Origin of the sequence: Blautia sp. DFI.1.216 (assembly GCF_020594215.1) — a bacterium.
GTDB classification, from domain to species: Bacteria; Bacillota; Clostridia; order Lachnospirales; family Lachnospiraceae; genus Blautia_A; species Blautia_A wexlerae.
The window spans coordinates 1-20,623 of record NZ_JAJDML010000007.1 but is presented as its reverse complement, the minus strand read 5'-3'; the positions used below and the strand labels follow the sequence as shown (position 1 = coordinate 20,623).

The following is a 20,623-nucleotide window of genomic DNA, read 5'->3' as shown; positions in this document are numbered from 1 at the left end:
ATGTGTGTCAAGACCATATTTCTACATCCTCAGTTTCTTATGAGACTCCCGCATCGTATCCTTCTTGCAGAAGATAAACAGTGCAGCCAATGTCAGAAAACTGATTCCGGCACAGATTACTGAAGGTACGGCAAACTGCACGATTCCAGTCCAAACCAATATCATCGGAATCAGTCCTGCAATTCCGGCCTGTACAAGATAAAACAGATATTCTTCCCTTTCCAGACGGTTTATTTTTGCGATCACAGGAACAGAAAACTGCACTGCCAATATCCCGAAAGGAATCACAAAATCCACAGACCAGCCCTTCCATCCGGTAAACCGGTCCCATAGGATTGCGATTACTGATATGAGCAAAAGCTGCCACATTTCATTCTTCAGAATATTCCTGCGTTTATAATATGCTACCATAACAACCAGCCATGCACAGGCACATCCTGCTCCTGCAAACCAGAACCAATTCAGTACATCTGCCATCATAAAATTAATCATTCCGCAAATTACCGCAATTGCCAGACACAGGAAGCTAAAAGTCTGGATAACCTTCTGATTTTCTTTTTTCTCAAGCCTATGCTTTTCTCCATATCCCGGAAATTCATTCTTTAATTCTCTGTGGGAAACATTCTCCTCTCCAAGCATCCGCTGGAAATTCCTCTGGATACTGTCATTCGGTATCTTGGAAGTAAATCCCAGTACCATCTCATCCCCATAAGAACAGGAACACATCTGCAAAGAATTGGTACTTGCAAAAATCCCAAAATGCTGAATATATTCTTTGTACTCCTCCGGCAAACGAATAATGCCGATATTAGAATAAACTGCCGTAATGCTCCTGCTTCCCAGATTGGCTCCGATCATCAGAAAATATATATCCCACCTCAATCCATCCAAAGAAATTTGTCATAGACTGAGACGGAAAATAATTTCTCAGATTCACCGGAATCATCAATGCTACCGGTCGTTTCTGCTGATTCTTTGGAATCTCTTCCCGAATAGAACACAACATCATTGCTGTCAGTAAAACAGTGATGGAAACTCCACAGGAGCGGGCTTTCCGGTGGATATCTCTTCTTTATCTCCATGTGTAATTTCCTCTGCATGCTCAATCTGCGGAAGATCTGCCTGTGGATGTGCCAGGATCAGATAATCCTGAACCAGTTCCTGCAGGAAATGCATGGCTCCGCAGGTGAATTACCTGGTTAATCAATCGTGGCGCTCATCCGTATTACTGTACATTTCACAGAATCTTGCGGCAAATGCCGGTGGTTCATCATGCACATATAAATGGGAAATATCACCAAATGCACTAATACGAAAACTTGCGATTCCTTCTCTTCGTTCTTCTGTATTGACAGTTGTCACTGAACTTGGTGCTGCGCAGAATCCATGCCACAGTACCATTGGAGAAGCACCGATCAGATGCGCAAGAAGCACACATTCCAGACCAAAATGGCAGAAGAATACCAGCGTATCTTCATTTGGTTTCTCCACTCTGTAATAATGTCCTTCACGTACATAACCATGTTCGGCAAGAAGCTTATCAAACTTTCCTGTTACATAGTCATAGTATCCTTTGGCATCCGACTGCTGAAGTCTCTCGTTTTCATACCAGTGATCATACTGGTAAAATCTCTCGTCCTGTGTCCAGTCCTGCGGAAGCCAGTCCCATAATCTCTTCTGCCTGTCAGTAACATCCGGGCGATCGATCAGAACATCAAATTCCCTCAGCCAGTCACACTCAACTGCTGTACGGTTCATTTTCTTCAATGTAAAAGAGGCTGTATCCTTTGCCCTTCCAAGAGGTGATACATAGAAATCCTTTACATCAAGTTTTGACAATCTTTCTGACAGATATTCTGCTTCTTTCCAGCCTTTTTCTGTAAGAGAATCAATGGAATAATCCGGATCTCCATGTCGCACGATCAATAATCTCATTCGTATTGTTCCTTTCTTTTGTCTCAGTTCTTCTATTATCTCAGATCAGATCGTATCCAAATAGTCTGGCATCTTCCATTCATAGATCTTATCTGAGTTTTTTTAATTTCCACATTCTTCTGTAACCGGAGGGATTGTTTCCTCATAAATATCGTTACTGTTCACTCCGTTCACAGTAACTAAATATCTTCTGATGTGGATAAGTTCTGCTTATCATATGACGCTTCTATTCTAACACCAAGTTCCGCTTTCTGCACTAAAAATTCTCTGCAGCCCTGTTCAGTTGCTGCAAAAGTCGGCCGGCTGTTTATTTATAGCCATTCCATAAAATACTGCACTTGCTATAACAAAAAAAGATGTGCAACTCTGACACATCCTTTTTTGTTCGCATTTTATTTACCTGCTTCAATTGCCTTCTGAAATCTCTGTGCGATTTCCAGCGGACGTGTGATCGCTCCGCCTACCACGATCGCCCATACACCTGTCTGTAGTGCTTTTACAGCCTGATCCGGATAATGAATCTTGCCTTCTCCGATAACCGGAATATCTGTATCTTTTGCAAGCCTCTCCATCAGTTCATAATCTGGTTCATCCTTTTTGGAAGTGTAATCAGTGTAACCGCTCATGGTTGTTCCAACAATATCCACACCACACTTCCATGCATTGATACCTTCTTCATAATTAGAAATATCTGCCATCAGGATAATATCCGGGTATTTCTCTTTGATCTGTGCGATAAACTCATTGACAGTTATGCCATCACCACGCCTGCGAAGTGTACAATCCAGAGCTACAACATCAGATCCTGCTGCTACCAGATCGTCTACTTCTTTCATGGTAGGTGTGATATATCCTTCATATCCGGGATACTGGATTTTCACCAGACCGATCACCGGAAGACCGGTTTCTTCTTTGATCGCTATGACATCGCGGATACTGCTTGTACGGATTGCAGGTGTGCCTGCCTGTTTTGCAGCGCGTGCCATCAGGTACATAATGGATTTCTCTTCTACATATAATGGTTCACCTTCTACCGCCTGACAGGAAATGATCATTTTTCCATGAATCGCATCTAAAATCGCTTTTTTAGTTATCATTTTTCTCCTTGATACAGAACTGCATTCCGGCAAAATGTCCATACTCTTATCTGTGCACATTCTGTCGGAAAGCTTTTCTTTTACACTACAGTACCTTAACAATATTCAACTCTTCGTCTGTCAACACAATATCTGCCCGTTTTCCGGGAGTAAGGGAACCCACTTCATTATAAATCCCAATACTTCTCGCCGGATTTGCTGTTGCTGCCAGAATCGCTTCTCTTTCCGGTACACCCATGGAAATAACACACTTCATACAATCAAAAAGGCAGGTTGCAGAACCGGCGATCGTTCCGTCTGCCAGAGTTGCCTTTCTGTCTTTCATGGTCACTTCCTGTCCGCCCAGTTCATACAGTCCGTTCTCCATACCTGTTGCCATCATGGAGTCACTGATAAGGACGACTCTGCTGTCTCCAAATAAACGAAAGGTATTGCGTACAGTTACAGGATGGATGTGGATTCCATCACCGATCATCTCTACCATACAGTCCTGATTGTCTGCTGCTGCACCGATCACACCGGGTTCTCTGTGTCCCATAGCGTTCATGGCATTATAAAGATGAGTTACATGAAGTGCTCCCTCTTTCATCGCTTCTGCTGCGCAGCCATAATCTGCTGCTGTATGTCCGATGGAAATAACCACTTCATTATGTAATTCTCTGATAAATTCCTCAGAGCCTTCCATATTCGGTGCAAGAGTTACCAGTTTGATCATTCCGCCCGCAGCTTCGTTACATGCTCTGAAAAATTCAATATCCGGTTTACGGATATAGCCTTCTACATGTGCTCCCTTTTTCGCAGGATCAAGGAAAGGTCCTTCCATATTGATACCCACAATACGTGCACAGGTTTCATCCTGTTCTACATCTTTTGCAGTCTGGAAAATCTTAAGTAATTCTTCTTTCGGAAGTGTCATGGATGTCGGGCAATAGGATGTGATTCCATGAGATTTTTCATACTGAAGGATTGTTCTTAACCCATCAACATCTGCATCTGAGAAATCATGTCTGACTGCACCATGGCTGTGGATATCTACCAGTCCGGGCAGAACCTTCAGTCCCGATGCATCCAGTTCCGTTTTATCGGTTACTTCATCTGCTGAAGCCACAATTCTGCCGTTCTCTACATACAGATCTGCGACTTTATAACTGCCATCTTCCTGAAAAACTTTTCCATTCTTTATAATCATCTGATTTTTGCCTCTTTTCTCGCTGAAGTGAATTATTAAGTATTTCCCTGACTTTACCTCTGTCAGGCAATTCCTTCCACTGATACTGTTGTTATCACACAAGAGCCGGTATTATAAAAGTCCTTTTTCTTTAATAAGGCTTAACGCATCTTCATCTGCCACTACGGTTACATCCTGATGAAGCTGAAGGATAGATGCAGGTACATTTGGTGTGATCGGTCCATACAGGGATTTGTACAAAGCGTCTGCCTTGGCACTTCCTGTTGCTACAAGAAGGATTTTCTTTGCTGCCATAATGCTCTTGATTCCCATGGTGTATGCCTGTTTCGGAACTTCATCCATGCTTTCAAAGAATCTTGCATTTGCCTTGATGGTGCTCTCTGTAAGGTCTACGCAGTGAGTTTCCTTCTCAAAAGCTTCTCCGGGTTCATTGAAACCAATATGTCCGTTTCCGCCGATTCCCAGAAGCTGGATATCGATTCCGCCTACACTGCGGATGATCTCATTGTAATCCGCACATGCTTTGTCACTGTTTTCTTCCAGTCCGTTTGGTACATAGGTTCTGTTTTTGTCAATGTTTACATGATCAAACAGATTTGTGTTCATGAAATAACGGTAGCTCTGGTCGTTGTCACCGGAAAGTCCTTTATACTCATCCAGGTTTACAGATGTGATCTGTGAGAAATCAAGGTCACCTTTGTTGTACCACTCGATAAGCTGTTTATATAGTCCGACCGGTGTAGAGCCTGTTGCCAGTCCAAGAACTGCGTTTGGTTTCATAATAATCTGGGCAGACATGATATTAGCTGCTTTTCTGCTTACGTCCTGATAATCTTTACCTACATAAATAATCATAGTTTTCTCCTTTTTTGCGTGTCATCTGACACTTCCGATTTATTATAAACTCATTATAATTCCTGTTGATTCTATTTTCAATGAATGTATTGTTTTTAGAATCTTCTTTCATTTTTTGTTATTTTGAGCCATTTTGCAGTTCGGTTTTTAAGGCTTTCCGAAATTACTTTCCTTGTTTATATTTTTCATGAAAATATTTACATTCTCCTTGTGAAACAAATTCTACAATGTTATAGTAATCTATATCAATTCCACCATACAGAAAGGATTCCATATGTCATTAAACAAACATAAAATTATTCCTTTAATTGAATCTTATTACCATACATTCACTCCGCTGGAAAGAACAATCGCCGATTTCTTTATTCATAATACTGAAGAGCAGGATTTTTCTTCCAGAAATATTTCCGGGCTTCTTTATGTATCTGAAGCTTCACTTTCACGTTTCGCCCAGAAATGTGGTTTTCACGGATACAGAGAATTTATTTATGAGTATAAGCAGAGACTGGCACCAGGTCCCGAAGAAAATATTCCGAATTTTGAAGTATCGGAATTTAATACTTATCAGGAACTTCTGAATAAATCTAACGCTCTGCTGGACAAAGCGCAGATCACACGGATCACAAATCTGCTGGTTTCCAAACCTCGTGTTTATGTTTACGGAAGAGGCAGTTCCGGTCTCGTAGCTCAGGAGATGAAGCTTCGTTTCATGCGTATCGGACTGAATATCGAAGCAGTTACAGACAGTCATATTATGAAGGTGAATTCTGTTATTCTGGATGAGAACTGTCTGGTCATCGGTATCAGTGTCAGCGGACAGACGGATGATATTATCTCTTCTCTGAAGGCTGCACATCAGCACGGAGCTTATACACTTCTTATGACCGCAAGACAGGACAAATCCTATCAGGACTTCTGCGATGAGACGCTCATCTTCGCAAGCATGGAACATCTGGAATATGGAAATATCATTTCCCCACAGTTTCCTATTCTGCTGGTTCTGGATGTACTTTATGCTCACTATCTGCAGATTGACAGGAGCAAAAAAGAAGCTCTGCATGAATATACGATACAGACACTTCAGCCATTTCTGATTAAATAATTCTGATATGCAGGAAACATTCCCGACACTATCCACTGCCAAAATAGCCATAGAAAATCCCTCTTAAGAAGATTTTGGTTATTTACCTTGTCTACTTAAGAGGGATTATTTTTATTTATTGTCTTTTACAAGACGGATCACATTCCATGATGCTTTATGCAGCATACTTGTCAATTCCCCATTGTCCATTGTTGTCTGCTGTGTTGTCTTTGGTTTTACATTTTCCTGTCCGAAAGCATTGACTACCTTCAGGTCATCGCTTTCAAGTACGATATGCTCAGCAACTCTGTAGCCTTCGAAGCTTCTTACATCTGTATTAAGAACAACATCCTCTTTCAGATTTCTGTTTACTGCAAAGACAGTAACTTCTTCTTTCTCTTCATTGTAAACAGCAACTGCTTCAATATCTGTGATGCTTCCGTGTCCGCTTGTCTCATGCTCAGTGGATGAGATTACCGGCTGGAGCGCAACACCACGTCCATATTTGGAAGCATGCATAAACGGATAGAAAATAGTCTGTTTCCAGGAACCGCCGCCATTAGGGTCAGTCATGATCGGAGCGATAACGTTGATGAGCTGTGCAAGGCATGCCACTTTCACTCTGTCTGAATGGCGGATCAGAACAATCAGCATCAGACCTACCAGCAGGGCATCCTCGAAGTTATAAATATCCTCAAGAAGCGGCGGCGCTATCTGCCACGGATGATTCTCTGTGATATCATTGTCAGCAGCATTTGAATGATACCATACATTCCACTCATCAAAGCTGAGGTACATATTCTTTTTGCTGCGTTTTTTCGCTTTTACATAATCGCAGGTTGCGATAATGGTGTGGATAAATTCGTCCATATCATCGGATTTTGCAAGGAAGTCATTGCTGTCGTCAGAACGGTTTCCATAGTATGTATGAAGGGATAAATAATCTACATAATCATAAGTGTGGCTCAGTACATGATCTTCCCAGAGTGCGAAGGTCGGCATATCTTTGTTGGAACTTCCGCATACAACGAACTCGATAGACGGATCGATGAGTTTCATTGCTTTGGCTGTTTCTTCTGCCAGTCTTCCGTACTCATCCATAGTCTTGTGACCGATCTGCCACGGACCGTCCATTTCGTTTCCGAGGCACCATGTTTTGAATCCGTATGGATCTTTCTGTCCGTGTTTGATACGGAGATCACTGTATTTGGTTCCGCCCGGATGGTTGCAGTATTCCAGAAGGTTGCAGGCATCTGTGATTCCTCTTGTTCCGAGATTGACTGCCATCATCACTTCTGAATTGGCTGCGTCTGCCCATTTCTTAAATTCATGAAGTCCTACTTCGTTCTTTTCCAGACTTTTCCATGCAAGTTCCAGTCTGTGAGGTCTTTCCTCAACCGGACCTACACTGTCTTCCCAGTAAAAGTTGGATACAAAGTTTCCGCCCGGATAACGTACGATCGGCACGTCCAGTTCTTTTACCAGATCAATAACATCTTTACGGAATCCGTCAGCATTGGAAAGCGGATGTCCCGGCTGATAAATTCCATCGTATACAGCTCTTCCCAGATGTTCAATAAAGGAACCGTAAATTCTTTTGTCGATTTTGGAAATGGAGAATGCTTTGTCCACTACCATTTTTGCCTGTTTTGCCATAATGTTTTTTGAACCTCCGTTCTTAAATTTAGTTTGAGAAATTAGTTTGTCGTTATATTATTTGAGCTGCCTCATAAGTAATGTCAAATGATCACCGGTTACAGTAACATTAATTTCAAAACTCAATGGGACAGCTCATTTTATATCATGTCAGCAAGTTACGATTTGAATATTTACAACTTTTGATCAACCCTTAACAGCACCGGATGTCATACCATCGATCAGGTATCTCTGGAAGATCAGGTAGATGATCAGGATTGGAAGAATACCGAACATGGAACCTGCGATCAGAAGGTTGTAGTTATTTCCATAAGGTGTCAGCAGTGTATTCAGACCGATCTGCAGTGTAAATTTACTTGTATCACGGAATACCAGCATCGGCCATAACATGTTGTTCCAGGAACCCATTGCACAGAGGATTGCCATGGATGCAAATGCCGGTTTGGTGATCGGCATCATAATCTTAACACTGATACCATACTCTGTGCATCCGTCGATTCTTCCTGCATCCAGAAGCTCTTTCGGAAGACTCTGCATGTACTGTTTAAAGAAGAAAATCGTCGACGCACCACATAGTCCGGGGAGAATAACACCGGCTCTTGTATTGATGATTCCAAGAGATGTAACTTCGTTATACAGAGGAAGCATCAGGATTTCAAAAGGAACACACATAGTTGCGATTACCAGGAAGAATAAAAATCCCTGAAGTTTAAATTTGTACATGGTCAGACCGTATGCGATGAAGTAGCATACCAGCAGTGTCAGAACTACTGTGATCAGTGTCAGGATCAGACTGTTTTTATACCACATGAAATATTTTCGGGAATCCTCATTTCCGGAAAACAGGTATTTGTAGTTATCCAGATGCATCTTGGAAAAATCAAGATTCAGGGACATACCTTTCATAACCACTTCACGGCCTTCCTGGAAGGAAGCGAAGAAACCTGCAAGAAGCGGGAATGCGATCAGCACACAGAGGATAGCGAAAAGCCCTGTGGATAATACAGACGCAACTTTATGATTTGATTCCATTGTCTTTGGCTGAGCTGCTGTTTTTGCCATATCACTTTTCCTCCTTCTTGAATGTTCCTGTTGCCACAAGCTGGACAACATTGATAGCCAGGGCAATGACCAGAAGCACCATACCTACAGCACACGCATAACCCATATCATTTTTCTCAATACCACGTTTATACAGATATCCTACGATAGTAAGACCAATGTTCTTCGGTGAGGAGTTACCATTCCACAACATGAAACTCTCAAGGAACATGGACAGACCGGCATATACGGAAATTGTAATAACATAGATGGTTGTCGGTTTCAGAAGCGGCAGTGTCACATACCAGAATTTCTGTTTTGCATTGGCACCGTCGATATCTGCTGATTCATAAAGAGATGTATCAATACTCTTTAAACCGGAAATAAAATACAGCATGTTAACACCTGTCCATCTCCACATACAGAGTAATAACAGAGCTATCCATCCGGTAGTCTTTGCTTTCAGCCATGGAATACTTGCATTTCCAAGCAAATGCATTAACTGGTTCATCTGTCCGTTATCACCTTCTGAGAACATCAATCGGAATAACATACCGGAAATAACTACAGATGTAAGTGCCGGAATGTACATGATCACTTTCCATACGCCTTTGGCTTTGGTAAGACGGCTTTCCATCAGTACTGCAAGCATCATTGGGATTGGAATCAGCAGGAGCAGTGTCAAAAGCATGTATTCCACACTGTTAAATACAGCCGTCTTGAAGAACTTATCGGAAGCCAGTTTCTGATAATGCTTCAGACCAACCCACTGAGAACCGCCAAACGAAATATCCTGAAAACTCATTACAATACCACTGATGAGTGGATATAACCAGAATACCAGAAGGCTGATAACAAACGGAAGTACGAATACGTAGGGTGCCACCTTCTGAGAATAGAGCATCTTTTTCACTTTATTCACAATGAATTCCTCCTCTTCTAAAAATAGCGGTAACTTTTCAGCATCTCACAGAATCATGATTTACTGAACAGTCACAGATAATTTCTTTTTTCTTATTACCATTATCCTGAAAAGAAATCAGACTCCACATCCTGTGAAAATCTCATTTCTCACCAGGATAACAGTAAAGGAGGTCAGGGAATGCGGTTCCCTGGCCTCCCATATCATTTCGGTCACTGCAGTAACCGTTCTTTATTCACTTGATCAGTGAACCATTATCATTTTATTATTCACACTCGAAATCAAGATAATCCTGTGCATCCTGAAGCGCTTCTTCTACATCCATGCCATCCTCTAATACATTGTTCAGAGTTGTTGTACACATATAGTCGTTCAGTGTCGGAGAGTTCTTTGTTGTATAAACAGTTCCGATTGCATCATTTTCAGCAAGTTCATTCAGCACTTCGTATGGTTTTACACGGAAGAATGTATTATATGTATTGGACTCATCATAAGCAAACGCTTCGTCAGACCATAATGCTGTGTTGCAGACATCAAATCCGAGTTCGTTCCAGATCAGGTTTTCACCTTCTTCAGAGCATTTAGCCCATGCAAGCCATTCAGCTGCAAGTTCAGGATCTTCACACTGATTTGTTACAACAGTACCTGTACCACCGATACCAACAGAGCATTTCTGTCCTTCTTCAAATACAGGGCATGTTGTGATATCATATTTGCCTTCCATCTCAGGCATGTAATCTTTGAAACGGCTCATGTACCACATAGCTTTCGGGAAAGAAGCAATCTTTCCATCCATGATATTGGAGAATCCGGCTTCAAGGTCAACATGTCCGTCTGTGGATACCATTGCGATTCCATCGTTTAACCAGTTCTGCTGCATTGTGAGCATTTCTTTTACAGAATCAAGCTGTACGTTTACAGTTCCGTCCGGGCCGCCTGTCCAGTCTTCACCGTTCTCAGCCATTGCAAGCCACATCCAGTCAACACCGCCTGTATCAACAGAAGTTAAGTATACTTCACCGTTGGAAGCTTCTTTTAACTCTTCACCAAGTTTGGTATAATCATCCCATGTCTTTACAGATTTGTAATCTAATCCGTAAGATTCAAGAAGATCTGCGTTCCAGTACATAACAGTTGCACCTACATGGAAAGGAACACCAAGTCTTGTTCCGTCAGCTTTTGAATAAACATCAAGTCTGGACTGTACCATTGTGTCTTCATATGGAGCAAGTGCATCATTCATGGAATACAGAGGACTGTCATCACCGGAATAGTTCGGGAACTGTCCGATTTCAATGTCGCAGAGGTCAGGAGCACCGGATCCTGCCTGTAAGGACATCATTAATTTGTTATGCATGTCAGAGTATGGATAAGTACTGAATGTCACCTGGATTTGTTTGTCCGGATTCTCTTCATTCCATTTCTCTACCATCTTGCCATAGAACTCGTTGTGCAGGTCTACGAATGACCACATCTCATACTTTGTTCCATCATCAGGACCTACGGTTGTTACTGCTGTAGGTTCTCCCTCAGCCGGTTCTTCACTCTCAGCAGCTTCCTCTGTTGTGTCTTCTTCTGCAAAGACATTCACTGCCATACTCATGCTGGACACTGCCATAGCTGCAGTCATAAGTAATGCGAACAATTTTCTTCTCTTCATAAAAAGTTCCTCCTTTTTTTGGTTTCCTTTCGCTCTTCCGGTTTCAATGATGCTATTGTACAAACCTCATAATCAATTCGTGTTTTTTTAAAATATATGTCCCGCTTTCTTGTTATGGTTATTTTGCACATTTATTTTATTTTTAGCTCCGGTTTATGTTGATATTATATAATTTTTGCCCGTAAATGTCAATATATTTTTGATTTATTTTTATTATTTTAGATTTTAGTAAAATAAATGTTTGATATTTATTAGTCAATCCGACCATATTTCTTCTATTTTCCTATGTTTTTTTCTCCGGTTTTATGATAAAATAAGTAATCAAAACGTATTTTTCTAAAAACACTTATTTAGCATTATATATCCGCAAATACATCCAAAAGGAGGTTTTTCACATGAAATCCTGTTCTATTTCCGATGGTCTTGCCATATTCAAGGCTCTCGGTTCCCCTGTCCGCGTACAGATCCTGCGTCTTATCCAGGAAAAAGAAGGACTGAATATTAAGCAAATTGCACAAAGCCTGAAACTTCCCGTTACAACCCTGTCCCCTCATCTTAATCTTTTGGCCGAAGCCGGGCTGATTGAATTCAGGGATGAGGCTCTTACGCACGGAACACAGAAATGCTGCTATTTTGCAAAAGACTGGGATCAGCTCCTGATAAATATGGCGCTTTCCGGTCCTGCTCTGCAGATCTACAGTGCGGAAATCGGTGTGGGACATTTTTCCGATTTCTCAGTAACTCCCACCTGTGGACTGGCAACCTCTACTTCTTTTGTAGGACAGCTAGATCAGCCACGATACTTCATACATCCAGGCAGCCGTCAGGCAAGAATTGTCTGGTTTACCACCGGATATCTGGAGTATATCCTGCCTAACTTCATCCCTGACCACAGCGTGATCGAAGAACTGACAGTTTCCTTTGAAATCAGCTCAGAAGCCCCTAAATTCTGTGATATATGGCCTTCTGATATTACTTTCTCCCTGAACGGCGTGATCCTTGGCACCTGGACCAGTCCCGGAGATTACGGAGACCGCAGAGGAAAATATAACCCTTCCTGGTGGTTTCCGTTTCTGAATCAATACGGTTTATTAAAAAAACTGACGATCACTCCTGAAGGCACCTTTCTGGACGCAGAAAAGCTGTCCGATGTTTCCACCGGACAGCTTGCACTCACTGATCAGTCTGTTATGAAATTGCGTTTTTCCGTTCTGCCGGGCGCTGAACATCCCGGTGGATGCACTCTTTTTGGTGCAGGCTTCGGAGATTATAACCAACATATACGGATCACCATCGGATATCGTCCTGAAAACATCTGAATTCTCCGCCTGACTTCAGATTGATATACTGCCCCGGATACTCCCACAACCATTTATGGCAGCAGATATTTCACGCCCCATATGGTTTCATTATTGTCACCCTTAGCGCTGAAGCACATCGTATCATTGCCTGCCTCATCGGTCATTTCCAGGACAACTCCTGTATAAGTATTTTCACCGAGAGTCACATCAATATATGGTGTGCCTTCTTCCTCTTCCCATGTGCCTTCCAGTTCTTCTCCGGTAACTGTTCTGTCTGCATTAAGCTGAATTCTCTGCGGTTTATGTACTTTGTCCGAAATATCCGTACCATGGTTTACCAGATAAAAAGTACCCTTGATTTCATCCTCGGAATATCCATCCTCTTTCAACGTCTCGCCGTCTGTGGCAAATGGCGCAGCAACCAGCCATCCGTCTTTTGTGCGGAACAACTGATGTACGCGAGGCTCATGAAGTTCTCCGGTTTTAGCAAAACGCTGATGATAGACCAGGTATAATTTACCATCTTCATCTTCAAATGCAGTCTGTCCGCCAGGTGCCATATAGGTCTGGGTAAGACTTGGGAATGTATAATTTCCCATCATTTTCAGCCCATGATCTTTATGCTCCACAAATAAATACATATCCTTCCCTGCTGCATCTGTATAAGTTCCGTCCACAGTGTCACAGCGGAAGAGTCGCATCTGATAACCTCCTTTTGCCTGCAGATTTCCATAGGACAAAAACAGATAATAGTATCCACTGGTCTCATCATACATAATATGCGGGCCTTCGATGGAGTTGTGATAACCACCGAGAAGTTTCTTACCATAATAGCTGTCCACATGATTTTCTTCGTCTGCTTCCGGATAAATCGGATAGCCGGTCTCTTCATCAATCTCAATCAGAAAAATACCGCCGGACCAGGATCCATAAACCATCCACATACGCCCGTCTTCATCATAAAAAACATCCGGATCAATACAGTTTGGCCAGTTATTGTTGTCATAAGACGCTGCTGTATATGGCCTCGGGTCTGTTCCCATCAGTTCTTCGATATTACTTTCCTTAACATCATGATAGCTATAACCAGAGTACAGGAATGTATCCTCATAGTGATACGGACCTTCAATGTCGTCTGCTGTTGCAAAACAGATATTGGATTTCACATAAGAAGATGTGGTACAGAAATACATCACATATTTTCCCATTTTTTTGTTATAGATGACATCCGGTGCCCACACGGAATAACCACCTTCCTCGTTCTTTCCTACATAAGTAAACGCTGCCGGATCGCCGTCTTCTTCTCCGTCAAAAAGATTGTCAAACAGCTTATTCTCTGCGTTGACCCCGGAAGAAAAACCGATCCAGTTTCTCAGATCTGCAGACTTCGCAGATTCCATATGGGAGCCAAAGATGTAGTAAGTGTCATTGTCTTTGATGACAGATGGATCATGTACAGAAACTCCGGCAGTGAATCCGCCTTTCTTAATCCGGCTCTCAATATCATCTGTGCCTGCTGTTTCTTTTTCGTTTGCCGCATCTGTTGTCTCTGCTGTGCCATCAGCAGCTTCCGCAGCATATATACTCTGTGATCCGAGAAGCATCATTCCTGTCAGCCCCAGAATTATTCCCCATTTTTTTCTCATACCAGTTCTCCTGTTTTCCAAATATTATCCCATCTCAGGTTACGTTAATCTTCGTAAGAAAATATCGGTGCGCCTGTTTTTTCATCCCAGCGGATTTTCATCAGCATGGCATGACGGTTTGGATTGTACAGCGGGTTTCCTTCAATCTCTGCTTCTGTTCTCGCATGATAAACCATGATCGGGTTTCCTTCTTCGTCTTCAGTAAAGGAATTATGCCCCGGTCCATAGATTCCTCTGGACTCATCTGTACGAAGAACCGGATAACGTTCTTTTGTCCAGGATTTCGGATCAAGAAGATCAGAATTTTCATCTGCTGTAAGCATTCCCATGCAATATGCAGCACCGGTCTCAGATGCAGAATAGGTAAGATAAATCCTGCCGTCATGATGAATAACTGCCGGTCCTTCATTCACCCAGAACCCAACTCTTTCCCAGTCATAATCCGGTGAAGTGAGAAGTACCTGGACGGTTTTCAGTTTATACGGAGTTTCCATTTCACCAATATAAAGGTTGGAAATCTGCTTGCCGACTCCTACCTTCTCAGCCCATACATAGTAATGTTTTCCCTTGTTTTCAAATACTGTTGCATCCAGAGAGAAAGCTTCAAAAGAAAATTCATCTGCATCCGCACGTCCCATCTTACCTTTCTCTGTCCAGACTCCTGTAAGCGGATCTGTATCTGCACATTCCAACACATATGGGCGGATTGCCCAGACATCATCTTTGTCCCCGCCTGCAAAATAAATATACCATTTACCATCCAGATAATGAAGCTCCGGCGCCCAGATATGTTCGCTCATGATTCCTTCTTTGTGTTTCTCCCAGACTGTCACTTCTTCCGCATCTTTCAGTCCTGCCAGAGTTTCGCTTCTTCTCAGCACAATCCGGTCATAGGCCGGTATGGATGCTGTAAAATAATAGTTTCCATCTGTGTGGCGGTAAACATATGGATCTGCTCTCTGCAGAATCCATGGCTCATTATACTTAAGTTCTTCACTCATTGTATGTCCCCCTGTTCGCTTTTTATTTTAGATTTATATAAATTATTTTTTATATATTTAAAATTGTACTGCATTTTTCAGAAAATATCAACTATATTTTTTTCTTTTCGTTGCACATTTTTTTCAGATTCGTTATAATTTACCGTAAACGTTACAAAATCATTTTTAACAGAAAGGGAAATCCGTTATGTTATATATTAAAAGTCTGGAGCAGGCGGTCCCTGTCTTCAAAGCTCTTGGTTCTGACATCCGCATACGGCTGATCCAGACTCTCCTTGAGCATCAGGAAATGAATATGAATGAACTGGCTTCCAGTCTGGGGATTACCAACGGTGCCCTGACCAGCCATGTAAAGAAACTCGAAGAATCCGGAATTCTCGCAATTCTTCCAGAGCATTCCGGCCACGGAAACCAGAAGGTCTGTCGCATTAATGTTGACAAGATCCTGGTTGATATTGCCTCTAACAATGACAGCCCGGCTGAGGATAGTTACTCTATTGACATTCCGATCGGCAACTACTTTAATTATTCTGTCTATCCAACCTGTGGGCTGTCTACTACCGATAATCTCATCGGTGAGGTAGATGATCCTCGTTATTTTGCTCATCCGAGCCATGTAGATGCAAAGATTTTATGGTTTGGACGGGGATTTATTGATTACCGCATTCCAAATATGCTACCTCCGGGACAGAAGATTGACCGGCTGACACTCTCCTTTGAAATCAGTTCAGAAGCTCCCGGAGTCAACAGTGACTGGCCTTCTGATATTTCCTTTTTCCTGAATAATACAAAGGTCGGAACCTGGACAAGCCCCGGAGATTTCGGTGATGTCCACGGTATGTTCACTCCCGACTGGTGGTTCCCGAACTGGAATCAGTATGGTCTTCTGAAAATGCTTGTCATTGACCGTCACGGTACTTTTATCGATGGATTAAAGATCTCTGATGTGAATACACAGCAGCTCACTTTTACCTCTCAGGATGATATGGTATTCCGTTTCCAGGTGGATGAACCATCTCAGAATATTGGCGGTCTGACACTCTTCGGAAAAGATTTCGGAAACTATAATCAGGATATTAATGTGAAAGTGCATTATACTCCAAATGTATAATTTTACAGAATATCTGAAAACAGCAAAAAGCAAGGAACCGATGTGTTTTGCCACATAGTTCCTTGCTTTTGTTTTATATTTCATCTGATTCTCCGGTTATTCTCCGCGCATCCAGACTCTCATCTGATTTTCTCCGCGGTTGCCCCATGTGTAATACGGCACTGCTGTCAGTGTTGTCAGCGTTCTCACCGGTGCAATATCACTGTACAGAGAATCTCCCACTGTTTCCAGCTTACGTGCTTTGATCTTAAGCAGGACGCAGCCTTCCAACAGGCCTTCTTTGCAGACTTCCTCTTCCATCTTTGCATCTTCAAAGATGTGGTAAGACTGAAGCAGGCCCGGATTGTCCACACCCTCGAAACAATAAACGATCGGCCCGCGCATAAATGCTACACAGCCGGCATCTTCCCTTACTTTAAGGTTTGCATAAATCTTGCGGATCTTCATCGGAAAAACAAGTTCTACTTCATCATTTTCCCACACTCTCTTAAGGATCAGATATCCTTTTTCCACATTTGCAGTGATATTCTTCTCTTTTCCATTTATACGTACCTGAACAGAACCCGGACGTACCCAGGATGGGATATGGATTCCCAGGATAGTCTCTTCCTCTGTTTTTCCGGTTATATGATAGATCACTCTGCCATCCCACGGATAGTTGCTTTCTACAGTTACATCCATCTTATCAAAGTGTGCTTCTGTGCCTGCCGGGATATGAGAATAAACTCCCTCTTCAGTCTCACTCCACAGATATTTGCCAAGAGACATCAGCAGACGCACTACATTAGGAGGACAACATGCACATGTATACCAGCCCGGACGCTCCGGCAGAACATGCTTATATCCATATAATTTTCCGCTGACTCCAGGTTCTGTTTCCAGTGGATTTACATAGAAAAATCTCTTTCCGTCAAGCTGCATTCCGCTGATGATTCCATTATAAAGTGCACGTTCCATCACATCTGCATAACGTCCATCCATCACATTATCAAGCATCTTTCTTGCAAAAAATACCAGTCCGATAGATGCGCAGGTTTCCGCATAAATAGTGTCATTCGGAAGATCATAATCAATGGTAAATGCCTCGCCGTCTACGGTACTGCCGATTCCTCCGGTGATATACATTCTCTTCTGAGTCATGTTTTCCCAGAGATCACAGCATGCCTGATAGAGTTTTTCATCTTTGTAAAGAGAAGCCAGTTCCGCCATGGCAGTATACATATAAACTGCACGGACACTGTGTCCTACTGCTTCTTTCTGCTCATAGACAGTAGCATGCACCTGGTTATATTCTCTGTTATGCACATCCATATCAAAGTGAACCCAGCCTCTTTTTTCCCTCTCTTTGACAAAGTAATCCGGATCTTTTCCACGCTGTTCAATGAAATATCTGGCAAGGTCTTTGTAATTTTCTTTTCCGGTTACTTCATAGAGACGCAGAAGTCCCAGCTCGATTTCCTGATGTCCCGGAATGCCCGGTTCTTTACCTTCTTCTGTTCCAAAACGTTTCCCGATATGTTCTGCCATGCGCTCCATTACATGAAGCAGACGGTCTTTTCCAGTCACCTCATAATAAGCCGCCGCTGCTTCCATCATATGTCCGGCACAGTATAATTCATGGCATTCCTGTAAGTTCTGCCAGCGGTGTTCCGGCTCTTTGATCGTGAAAAAAGTATTCAGATAACCGTCATCCTGCTGCGCTTTTTCAATGATTTCAATAACCTTATCTGCACGTTCTTCCAGTTCAGCATCCGGTCGGACTTCCAGTGCATACGCTACACCTTCCAGCCATTTGGCAACATCACTGTCCTGGAAAACCATTCCGTAAAATTCACCCTCTTCCAGTCCCGCTGCAATACGGAAGTTTGCCAATGCATGGCTCTTTTCCACTCCCGGAATCTCATCATTTAATATTTTCTCCTGATAAGGAATTACTGTATTCATTACCAGTTCCTGATATCCATGCCAGAATTTATCCGTTACTTTTACCTTATTCAGCAAACTGCTCTTTAAACCTTCCTTCATTTCTGCGCCTCCCATTTTGCCGGCAGATCCGGACATTTTCGCACCTTCTGTACAGCCCGCAGTTCCACAAAGCATCCGCAGAGCCTGCACATCCCACTCATTAATCGTTCACAGGAGCTGCATATGCCAAGCCTTTTCTCATAGGTCTGCTGATCTACTTTCAGCTCTTCATCCATACGCTGAATATAGCGTGACAGATCCTCATAAAAAGCTTCTTCATTCTTCTGTCCGGGCAAACATTTCCTGCACACACGCAGCTTCCTGTTCATACCTTAGTCTCCTTTTTGTTTCCATTATAAATGTTCACAGAAAATACCTGCCTGTTTTGTCAGAAGCGGCATTTTCTGTGAATTTGTAAAGTTTATTAATCTTCCATTTTATCTGTTTAAAAATACTGTAATTATCTTACTTCCAGATGGAGAACACTGCATTTAGGAATTGTAAATTTAATTCCCTCTGCTGTTTTTTCCACTTCGTTAAATTCTTTTACACGAACCTGATCCGGTGTTTCGAAGGTATTCATTTCGTGCATTTCACCGTGTACAATCTCACCTTTAACTTCATTTACCTGGTAATCTGTAAGGATAGTTCTGATTTCATAATCTTTATCCAGAGACAGGTTTGTCAGTGTGATATGTACAGCTCCGTCTTCTGCTACAGATACGGATTCTGTCAGGTTCGGTACCTGCCATTCGTCTTCCACACCAATAGTTTCTGTTTCAATAGAACTGTCTACAAGCATTGCATCCTGATGATATTTGTACATATCAAATACATGATAGGTTGGTGTCAGGATCATATCAGCACCATCTGTAAGGATAACGGACTGAAGAACATTTACGATCTGCGCAAGGTTTGCCATCTTTACTCTGTCACTATGTTTGTTAAAGATATTTAAAGTGATACCTGCGATCAGGGCATCTCTCATTGTGTTCTGCTGATACAGGAATCCCGGGTTTGTTCCTGGTTCTACTGTGTACCATGCACCCCATTCATCAACGATCATGCCGATTTTTTTCTCTGGGTCATATTCGTCCATGATATGTCCGTGACGCTCGATCAGAGTTTCCATAAAGAGCGCTTTATTCAGACTCTTATACCATACCTTATCATTAAAATCTGTAGCACTTCCCTTGATCTCCCATCCTTCCGGATGTACATAATAATGAAGAGAAAGACCATCCATATTTCCGTGAAGTTCTTTCAGACAATGATTATGTGTAGTCTTTAATACTTCTGAAGTCCACTCATAATCATCTACATTTGCACCGCAACAGATTTTATGGATAGGATGATCAGGATGATAATTGCGGACATAAGTCTGATAACGGCGGTATTCATTTGCATAGAAGTCAGGATTCATATTTCCGCCACATCCCCAGTTTTCATTTCCAACTCCAAAGAAATCCAGTTTCCATGGTTTCTCATGTCCGTTTTTCTTACGGAGATCAGCCATTGGGGAAACACCTTCGAATGTGATATATTCTACCCATTCAGACATTTCCTGAACTGTTCCGCTTCCCAGGTTACCATTAACATAAGCTTCGCAGCCAAGCTGCTCACAGAGTTCAAAAAATTCATGTGTACCAAAGCTGTTATCCTCTACCACACCGCCCCAGTGTGTGTTAATCATTTTTTTACGTGTTTCCTTTGGTCCGATACCGTCTTTCCAGTGGTATTCATCTGCGAAACATCCGCCCGGCCAGCGAAGTACCGGAATCCTGATATGCTTCAGTGCTTCTACTACGTCTGTACGCATTCCGTTCTTGTTCGGAATCGGGGAATCCTCACCTACATAGATTCCTTCGTAGATACATCTTCCCAGATGCTCTGAGAAATGCCCATAGATCTCTTTGTTGATTTTGCTCTGTTTCTTTGATGGATTAATTACAAGCTTAGTCATTTTTACCTCCATAGTTTATGATTTCAGGTTTTTATTTTACCTTTTTCTAAAATAATATACTTTATTTTGCTTTTTCATTATACACAACTTCTGTCTGATATTCAATATATTTTCTGCAAAATTGCTATGATAATTTTGTATAAGAGTTACTGTTCACATACCACTATCCCGCGAGGTGTTTTGGCATGAATATGCCAAAA

The 20,623-nt window shown here is 42.2% G+C and carries 19 protein-coding genes; 3 read left to right on the top strand and 16 right to left on the bottom strand.

The genetic code is table 11. The annotated features are described in order from the left end of the window. Positions 1–21: 21 nt before the first annotated feature. From LJE11_RS04230 to nagB, 7 genes are all read right to left on the bottom strand, one after another. Positions 22–882: a DUF6320 domain-containing protein gene (locus LJE11_RS04230; RefSeq protein ID WP_227295591.1), complete on the bottom strand. Its 861-nt coding sequence runs from the start codon at positions 880–882 to the stop codon at positions 22–24. Beyond that, positions 809–1,006, bottom strand: coding sequence for a hypothetical protein (locus tag LJE11_RS20735; protein ID WP_368253024.1), 198 nt, complete (start codon positions 1,004–1,006; stop codon positions 809–811). The genes LJE11_RS04230 and LJE11_RS20735 overlap by 74 nt, the downstream gene beginning before the upstream one ends. An 8-nt stretch (positions 1,007–1,014) precedes the next feature. Next, the gene (locus tag LJE11_RS04225) at positions 1,015–1,176 is read right to left on the bottom strand and encodes a hypothetical protein (RefSeq protein ID WP_226839509.1); all 162 of its coding nucleotides are present in this window, start codon (positions 1,174–1,176) and stop codon (positions 1,015–1,017) included. A 27-nt stretch (positions 1,177–1,203) separates the two neighbouring features. Continuing rightward, positions 1,204–1,935, bottom strand: a complete 732-nt coding sequence (locus LJE11_RS04220; protein WP_055057683.1) for a histidine phosphatase family protein — start codon at positions 1,933–1,935, stop codon at positions 1,204–1,206. A 392-nt stretch (positions 1,936–2,327) separates the two neighbouring features. Further along, positions 2,328–3,032 carry an N-acetylmannosamine-6-phosphate 2-epimerase gene (locus tag LJE11_RS04215; RefSeq protein ID WP_255655356.1) on the bottom strand — a complete coding sequence of 235 codons (705 nt, stop codon included), beginning with the start codon at positions 3,030–3,032 and terminating at the stop codon, positions 2,328–2,330. Positions 3,033–3,117: 85 nt separating this feature from the next. Continuing rightward, the gene (nagA, locus tag LJE11_RS04210) at positions 3,118–4,221 is read right to left on the bottom strand and encodes an N-acetylglucosamine-6-phosphate deacetylase (protein ID WP_227295590.1); all 1,104 of its coding nucleotides are present in this window, start codon (positions 4,219–4,221) and stop codon (positions 3,118–3,120) included. 111 nt (positions 4,222–4,332) lie between these two features. Further along, the gene (nagB, locus tag LJE11_RS04205; RefSeq protein ID WP_227295589.1) at positions 4,333–5,076 is read right to left on the bottom strand and encodes a glucosamine-6-phosphate deaminase; all 744 of its coding nucleotides are present in this window, start codon (positions 5,074–5,076) and stop codon (positions 4,333–4,335) included. 274 nt (positions 5,077–5,350) lie between these two features. Between nagB and LJE11_RS04200 the strand changes: the two genes are divergently transcribed. Further along, positions 5,351–6,178, top strand: coding sequence for a MurR/RpiR family transcriptional regulator (locus LJE11_RS04200; RefSeq protein WP_055060142.1), 828 nt, complete (start codon positions 5,351–5,353; stop codon positions 6,176–6,178). Positions 6,179–6,289: 111 nt separating this feature from the next. Here LJE11_RS04200 and arfA read toward each other — a convergent pair whose 3' ends face one another. From arfA to LJE11_RS04180, 4 genes are all read right to left on the bottom strand, one after another. Then, positions 6,290–7,813, bottom strand: a complete 1,524-nt coding sequence (gene arfA, locus LJE11_RS04195) for an arabinosylfuranosidase ArfA (RefSeq protein ID WP_227295588.1) — start codon at positions 7,811–7,813, stop codon at positions 6,290–6,292. Positions 7,814–7,999: 186 nt separating this feature from the next. Continuing rightward, positions 8,000–8,875 (bottom strand): carbohydrate ABC transporter permease, encoded by an 876-nt coding sequence (locus LJE11_RS04190; RefSeq protein WP_172678313.1) that lies wholly within the window; start codon positions 8,873–8,875, stop codon positions 8,000–8,002. A gap of 1 nt (position 8,876) precedes the next feature. Further along, a complete protein-coding gene (locus tag LJE11_RS04185) occupies positions 8,877–9,776 on the bottom strand; it encodes a carbohydrate ABC transporter permease (RefSeq protein ID WP_330593985.1) in 900 nt (299 codons plus the stop codon). Positions 9,777–10,041: 265 nt separating this feature from the next. Then, the gene (locus LJE11_RS04180; RefSeq protein ID WP_227295587.1) at positions 10,042–11,436 is read right to left on the bottom strand and encodes an ABC transporter substrate-binding protein; all 1,395 of its coding nucleotides are present in this window, start codon (positions 11,434–11,436) and stop codon (positions 10,042–10,044) included. Positions 11,437–11,831: 395 nt separating this feature from the next. Here LJE11_RS04180 and LJE11_RS04175 point away from each other — a divergent pair, with 395 nt between their 5' ends. Continuing rightward, a complete protein-coding gene (locus tag LJE11_RS04175) occupies positions 11,832–12,755 on the top strand; it encodes an ArsR/SmtB family transcription factor (protein ID WP_227295585.1) in 924 nt (307 codons plus the stop codon). A gap of 53 nt (positions 12,756–12,808) precedes the next feature. Here LJE11_RS04175 and LJE11_RS04170 read toward each other — a convergent pair whose 3' ends face one another. Both LJE11_RS04170 and LJE11_RS04165 read right to left on the bottom strand, forming a co-directional pair. Beyond that, complete coding sequence (locus LJE11_RS04170) at positions 12,809–14,383, bottom strand: glycoside hydrolase family 43 protein (RefSeq protein ID WP_119245702.1); 1,575 nt, start codon at positions 14,381–14,383, stop codon at positions 12,809–12,811. 44 nt (positions 14,384–14,427) lie between these two features. Beyond that, complete coding sequence (locus LJE11_RS04165; RefSeq protein ID WP_118576232.1) at positions 14,428–15,384, bottom strand: glycoside hydrolase family 43 protein; 957 nt, start codon at positions 15,382–15,384, stop codon at positions 14,428–14,430. Positions 15,385–15,571: 187 nt separating this feature from the next. Between LJE11_RS04165 and LJE11_RS04160 the strand changes: the two genes are divergently transcribed. Beyond that, complete coding sequence (locus tag LJE11_RS04160; protein WP_022380673.1) at positions 15,572–16,495, top strand: ArsR/SmtB family transcription factor; 924 nt, start codon at positions 15,572–15,574, stop codon at positions 16,493–16,495. Between the two features lie 96 nt (positions 16,496–16,591). Here LJE11_RS04160 and LJE11_RS04155 read toward each other — a convergent pair whose 3' ends face one another. From LJE11_RS04155 to LJE11_RS04145, 3 genes are all read right to left on the bottom strand, one after another. After that, the gene (locus tag LJE11_RS04155) at positions 16,592–18,520 is read right to left on the bottom strand and encodes a glycoside hydrolase family 127 protein (protein ID WP_227295583.1); all 1,929 of its coding nucleotides are present in this window, start codon (positions 18,518–18,520) and stop codon (positions 16,592–16,594) included. Next, on the bottom strand, positions 18,517–18,789 hold the full coding sequence (locus LJE11_RS04150; protein WP_055199878.1) for a DUF6171 family protein: 273 nt from the start codon (positions 18,787–18,789) through the stop codon (positions 18,517–18,519). The genes LJE11_RS04155 and LJE11_RS04150 overlap by 4 nt, the downstream gene beginning before the upstream one ends. Before the next feature lie 131 nt (positions 18,790–18,920). Next, positions 18,921–20,423, bottom strand: coding sequence for an alpha-N-arabinofuranosidase (locus LJE11_RS04145; RefSeq protein WP_227295581.1), 1,503 nt, complete (start codon positions 20,421–20,423; stop codon positions 18,921–18,923). Between the last annotated feature and the right edge of the window lie 200 nt (positions 20,424–20,623).

Bases quoted from the DNA above. Each gene is read 5' to 3' on its own strand.
- LJE11_RS20735 (WP_368253024.1), bottom strand. From the start codon at position 1,006: ATGTTGTGTTCTATTCGGGAAGAGATTCCAAAGAATCAGCAGAAACGA.
- LJE11_RS04225 (WP_226839509.1), bottom strand. From the start codon at position 1,176: ATGCATTTCCTGCAGGAACTGGTTCAGGATTATCTGATCCTGGCACAT.
- LJE11_RS04220 (WP_055057683.1), bottom strand. From the start codon at position 1,935: ATGAGATTATTGATCGTGCGACATGGAGATCCGGATTATTCCATTGAT.
- LJE11_RS04215 (WP_255655356.1), bottom strand. From the start codon at position 3,032: ATGATAACTAAAAAAGCGATTTTAGATGCGATTCATGGAAAAATGATC.
- nagA (WP_227295590.1), bottom strand. From the start codon at position 4,221: ATGATTATAAAGAATGGAAAAGTTTTTCAGGAAGATGGCAGTTATAAA.
- nagB (WP_227295589.1), bottom strand. From the start codon at position 5,076: ATGATTATTTATGTAGGTAAAGATTATCAGGACGTAAGCAGAAAAGCA.
- LJE11_RS04200 (WP_055060142.1), top strand. From the start codon at position 5,351: ATGTCATTAAACAAACATAAAATTATTCCTTTAATTGAATCTTATTAC.
- arfA (WP_227295588.1), bottom strand. From the start codon at position 7,813: ATGGCAAAACAGGCAAAAATGGTAGTGGACAAAGCATTCTCCATTTCC.
- LJE11_RS04190 (WP_172678313.1), bottom strand. From the start codon at position 8,875: ATGGCAAAAACAGCAGCTCAGCCAAAGACAATGGAATCAAATCATAAA.
- LJE11_RS04180 (WP_227295587.1), bottom strand. From the start codon at position 11,436: ATGAAGAGAAGAAAATTGTTCGCATTACTTATGACTGCAGCTATGGCA.
- LJE11_RS04175 (WP_227295585.1), top strand. From the start codon at position 11,832: ATGAAATCCTGTTCTATTTCCGATGGTCTTGCCATATTCAAGGCTCTC.
- LJE11_RS04170 (WP_119245702.1), bottom strand. From the start codon at position 14,383: ATGAGAAAAAAATGGGGAATAATTCTGGGGCTGACAGGAATGATGCTT.
- LJE11_RS04165 (WP_118576232.1), bottom strand. From the start codon at position 15,384: ATGAGTGAAGAACTTAAGTATAATGAGCCATGGATTCTGCAGAGAGCA.
- LJE11_RS04160 (WP_022380673.1), top strand. From the start codon at position 15,572: ATGTTATATATTAAAAGTCTGGAGCAGGCGGTCCCTGTCTTCAAAGCT.
- LJE11_RS04155 (WP_227295583.1), bottom strand. From the start codon at position 18,520: ATGAAGGAAGGTTTAAAGAGCAGTTTGCTGAATAAGGTAAAAGTAACG.
- LJE11_RS04150 (WP_055199878.1), bottom strand. From the start codon at position 18,789: ATGAACAGGAAGCTGCGTGTGTGCAGGAAATGTTTGCCCGGACAGAAG.
- LJE11_RS04145 (WP_227295581.1), bottom strand. From the start codon at position 20,423: ATGACTAAGCTTGTAATTAATCCATCAAAGAAACAGAGCAAAATCAAC.